This window comes from Rothia gullae, from assembly GCF_024294905.1.
In the GTDB taxonomy this organism is placed as follows: domain Bacteria; phylum Actinomycetota; class Actinomycetes; order Actinomycetales; family Micrococcaceae; genus Rothia.
The window spans coordinates 1-5,409 of record NZ_JANCOC010000018.1 but is presented as its reverse complement, the minus strand read 5'-3'; the positions used below and the strand labels follow the sequence as shown (position 1 = coordinate 5,409).

The following is a 5,409-nucleotide window of genomic DNA, read 5'->3' as shown; positions in this document are numbered from 1 at the left end:
AAAAACGAAGAACTTCTTCGGTGTTTCTCCTAGTCAGAAGCGGTTGACTGGCTTTCAATTGTATAGTGTTTTGGTTTCTTGTTTGAAGGGAATCCGAGTTGCCTGTTGGTGATGTTGGAGGAGTTTAGGAAAGAAACTTTGTGGTGTGAATCACGGAAAACGGATTTGCATGGCAAACGAAACGCTTGTATAGTTGATTGAGTTGCCGCGGGAACGCGGTGACGATGAAAATAACATGAATGACCGTTCAATGGTAAGACTTCTTGAAAGAGTAAGTTGAGGTGTTGAATCGGTGTGTTGCTTGAGAACTCAATAGTGTGCTTTGTTCAATAAAATCACCGAATGGTGATGGAAACTGAAACTAATACCAAATATTTATTTATATTTGATAATCATCAAATGGTTTCAAATTTAGTCAGCTTGAGTCACGCACCCCCGTGTGTGATTCGCTGTTTGAGATCAGATTATCAAGCTTTTCTATTTTTTCAACGGAGAGTTTGATTCTGGCTCAGGACGAACGCTGGCGGCGTGCTTAACACATGCAAGTCGAACGATGAAGCCTAGCTTGCTAGGTGGATTAGTGGCGAACGGGTGAGTAATACGTGAGTAACCTACCTTTAACTCTGGGATAAGCCTGGGAAACTGGGTCTAATACCGGATACGACCAATCTCCGCATGGGGTGTTGGTGGAAAGCGTTATGTAGTGGTTATAGATGGGCTCACGGCCTATCAGCTTGTTGGTGAGGTAACGGCTCACCAAGGCGACGACGGGTAGCCGGCCTGAGAGGGTGACCGGCCACACTGGGACTGAGACACGGCCCAGACTCCTACGGGAGGCAGCAGTGGGGAATATTGCACAATGGGCGCAAGCCTGATGCAGCGACGCCGCGTGAGGGATGACGGCCTTCGGGTTGTAAACCTCTGTTAGCAGGGAAGAAGAGAGATTGACGGTACCTGCAGAGAAAGCGCCGGCTAACTACGTGCCAGCAGCCGCGGTAATACGTAGGGCGCGAGCGTTGTCCGGAATTATTGGGCGTAAAGAGCTTGTAGGCGGTTTGTCGCGTCTGCTGTGAAAGGCCGGAGCTTAACTCCGTGTATTGCAGTGGGTACGGGCAGACTAGAGTGCAGTAGGGGAGACTGGAATTCCTGGTGTAGCGGTGGAATGCGCAGATATCAGGAGGAACACCGATGGCGAAGGCAGGTCTCTGGGCTGTAACTGACGCTGAGAAGCGAAAGCATGGGGAGCGAACAGGATTAGATACCCTGGTAGTCCATGCCGTAAACGTTGGGCACTAGGTGTGGGGGACATTCCACGTTTTCCGCGCCGTAGCTAACGCATTAAGTGCCCCGCCTGGGGAGTACGGCCGCAAGGCTAAAACTCAAAGAAATTGACGGGGGCCCGCACAAGCGGCGGAGCATGCGGATTAATTCGATGCAACGCGAAGAACCTTACCAAGGCTTGACATATACTGGACCGCATCAGAGATGGTGTTTCCCTTCGGGGCTGGTATACAGGTGGTGCATGGTTGTCGTCAGCTCGTGTCGTGAGATGTTGGGTTAAGTCCCGCAACGAGCGCAACCCTCGTTCTATGTTGCCAGCACGTTATGGTGGGGACTCATAGGAGACTGCCGGGGTCAACTCGGAGGAAGGTGGGGATGACGTCAAATCATCATGCCCCTTATGTCTTGGGCTTCACGCATGCTACAATGGCCGGTACAGAGGGTTGCGATACTGTGAGGTGGAGCTAATCCCTAAAAGCCGGTCTCAGTTCGGATTGGGGTCTGCAACTCGACCCCATGAAGTCGGAGTCGCTAGTAATCGCAGATCAGCAACGCTGCGGTGAATACGTTCCCGGGCCTTGTACACACCGCCCGTCAAGTCACGAAAGTTGGTAACACCCAAAGCCGGTGGCCTAACCTTTTTGGAGGGAGCCGTCTAAGGTGGGATTGGCGATTGGGACTAAGTCGTAACAAGGTAGCCGTACCGGAAGGTGCGGCTGGATCACCTCCTTTCTAAGGAGCACATTTAGTTGGCCATGCTATCCGCGAGTGTCGGGTGGGTGGTTTTGCTCATGGGTGGAATGTTGGTTTTGGGTTGGATGAGGCGCATTGTTGGGTTTTGGGGTAACACATGTGTGTTGTTCCTTTGTTTGCCTGGCATGGTGGTGATGCAAATGTTTTTGTTTGTGTTGTTGTTGTGTTGTGGGTTGTTGTTTGAGAACTATATAGTGGACGCGAGCATCTTCTGGAATTTGCGTTGAATCAATGCTTTGGTGTTGGTTTGATTGTTGATTTTAGATTCTTATTTTTCTTGATTGTGTGTAAGTTATTAAGGGCACACGGTGGATGCCTTGGCATTAAGAGCCGATGAAGGACGTGTGAATCTGCGATAAGCCTCGGGGAGCCGATAACTGGGCTGTGATCCGAGGATTTCCGAATGGGGAAACCTGGCTCATCTTCATGGTGAGTTACCGCCAGCTGAATGTATAGGCTGGTTGGGGGGAACGCGGGGAAGTGAAACATCTCAGTACCCGCAGGAAGAGAAAATAAAGTAATGATTCTGTGAGTAGTGGCGAGCGAAAGCGGAAGAGACTAAACCTGTGGTGTGTGATAGCGGTTAGGCGTTGCATCATGGGGGTTGTGGGAGTCACAGTGGTAGTTCTAACTGGCTGCCGGCATGATGTTCAGGATGGTAGGTGAACGACTTGGAATGGTCGGCCGTAGAGGGTGAGAGTCCCGTAATCGAAATTGTTCTGTCCGTGGTGTGGCCACCCGAGTAGCACGGGGCTCGTGGAATCTCGTGTGAATCTGCCAGGACCACCTGGTAAGTCTAAATACTTCTTAATGACCGATAGTGAATCAGTACCGTGAGGGAATGGTGAAAAGTACCCCGGGAGGGGAGTGAAATAGTACCTGAAACCGTGTGCTTACAAGCCGTTGGAGCCTTTTGGGGTGACAGCGTGCCTTTTGAAGAATGAGCCTGCGAGTTAGTGTTATGTCGCGAGGTTAACCCGTGTGGGGTATCCGTAGCGAAAGCGAGTCTGAATAGGGCGTTTGAGTGGCATGACCTAGACCCGAAGCGGAGTGATCTATCCATGGCCAGGTTGAAGCGACGGTAAGACGTCGTGGAGGACCGAACCCACTTCAGTTGAAAATGGAGGGGATGAGCTGTGGATAGGGGTGAAAGGCCAATCAAACTCTGTGATAGCTGGTTCTCCCCGAAATGCATTTAGGTGCAGCGTTACGTGTTTCTTGCCGGAGGTAGAGCTACTGGATGGCCGATGGGCCTTCACGGGTTACTGACGTCAGCTAAACTCCGAATGCCGGTAAGTGAGAGCGTAGCAGTGAGACAGTGGGGGATAAGCTTCATTGTCGAGAGGGAAACAGCCCAGACCACCAACTAAGGCCCCTAAGCGTGTGCTAAGTGGGAAAGGATGTGGAGTTGCTTAGACAACCAGGAGGTTGGCTTAGAAGCAGCCATCCTTGAAAGAGTGCGTAACAGCTCACTGGTCAAGTGATTCTGCGCCGATAATGTAGCGGGGCTCAAGTACACCGCCGAAGTTGTGGCAATGACCTTTTTTGGTTGTTGGGTAGGGGAGCGTCGTGTAGCCGGTGAAGCTGCGGTGTAAACCAGTGGTGGAGGCTATGCGAGTGAGAATGCAGGCATGAGTAGCGAAAGATGAGTGAGAAACTCATCCGCCGGATGATCAAGGGTTCCAGGGTCAAGTTAATCTGCCCTGGGTTAGTCGGGGCCTAAGGCGAGGCCGACAGGCGTAGTCGATGGATAACGGGTTGATATTCCCGTACCGGTGAAAAACCGCCCATACTGATATTGTGATGCTAACCATGCGAAGCATGATGTGCAGGCTTTTGTTTGTGTGTTGTGTGGGTTGTGGGGCCCGATCTTTGGAGGTAAACGTGTTAACAGGTGTGACGCAGGAAGGTAGCCAAGCCACGCGATGGTTGTCGTGGTCTAAGCGTGTAGGGTTGTCGGTTGTTAAATGCGCCGGCTGTGTGCCTGAGACGTGATGGGACCCCGTTTTTGGGGGATTTGGTGATCCTATGCTGCCGAGAAAAGCATCGGCGTGAGGTTTTAGCCGCCCGTACCCTAAACCGACACAGGTGATCAGGTAGAGAATACTAAGGCGATCGAGAGAATCATGGTTAAGGAACTCGGCAAAATGCCCCCGTAACTTCGGGAGAAGGGGGACCTTGAGCGTGATGGGCACTTGCTGCCTGGAGCGTGTATGGGTCGCAGAGACCAGGGGGAAGCGACTGTTTATCAAAAACACAGGTCCGTGCGAAGTCGTAAGACGATGTATACGGACTGACTCCTGCCCGGTGCTGGAAGGTTAAGAGGATTGGTTAGCTCTTTTGGGCGAAGCTGAGAATTTAAGCCCCAGTAAACGGCGGTGGTAACTATAACCATCCTAAGGTAGCGAAATTCCTTGTCGGGTAAGTTCCGACCTGCACGAATGGAGTAACGACTTCCCTACTGTCTCAACCATGAACTCGGCGAAATTGCAGTACGAGTAAAGATGCTCGTTTCGCGCAGCAGGACGGAAAGACCCCGTGACCTTTACTATAGTTTGGTATTGGTGTTTGGTTTGGCTTGTGTAGGATAGGTGGGAGACTGTGAAGCATGGACGCTAGTTTGTGTGGAGTCGTTGTTGAAATACCACTCTGGTCAATCTGGATGTCTAACTTCGGGCCATGATCTGGTTCAGGGACAGTGCCTGATGGGTAGTTTAACTGGGGCGGTTGCCTCCTAAAGTGTAACGGAGGCGCCCAAAGGTTCCCTCAGCCTGGTTGGCAATCAGGTGTTGAGTGTAAGTGCACAAGGGAGCTTGACTGTGAGACTGGCAGGTCGAGCAGGGACGAAAGTCGGGACTAGTGATCCGGCGGTACGTTGTGGAACGGCCGTCGCTCAACGGATAAAAGGTACCTCGGGGATAACAGGCTGATCTTGCCCAAGAGTCCATATCGACGGCATGGTTTGGCACCTCGATGTCGGCTCGTCGCATCCTGGGGCTGGAGTCGGTCCCAAGGGTTGGGCTGTTCGCCCATTAAAGCGGTACGCGAGCTGGGTTCAGAACGTCGTGAGACAGTTCGGTCCCTATCCGCTGCGCGCGTTGGAAATTTGAGAAAGGCTGTCCTTAGTACGAGAGGACCGGGACGGACGAACCTCTGGTATGTCAGTTGTACCGCCAGGTGCATGGCTGATTGGCTACGTTCGGGAGGGATAACCGCTGAAAGCATCTAAGCGGGAAGCCTGTTTCGAGATGAGATTTCCTGGCACTTTGGTGTGTGAGGCTCCTTATAGATGATGAGGTTGATAGGCTGGGTATGGAAGCGGGGACTGAAGACTCGTGGAGTTGACTGGTACTAATAGGCCGAAGGCTTACTTTT

General features: G+C 51.9%; 2 rRNA genes. Both read left to right on the top strand.

The annotated features are described in order from the left end of the window. Positions 1-485: 485 nt before the first annotated feature. Positions 486-2,013: ribosomal RNA gene (locus tag NML54_RS08795) — 16S ribosomal RNA — on the top strand. Between the two features lie 306 nt (positions 2,014-2,319). Next, positions 2,320-5,409: ribosomal RNA gene (locus NML54_RS08790) — 23S ribosomal RNA — on the top strand. Together the 16S and 23S rRNA genes form the textbook arrangement of a ribosomal RNA operon.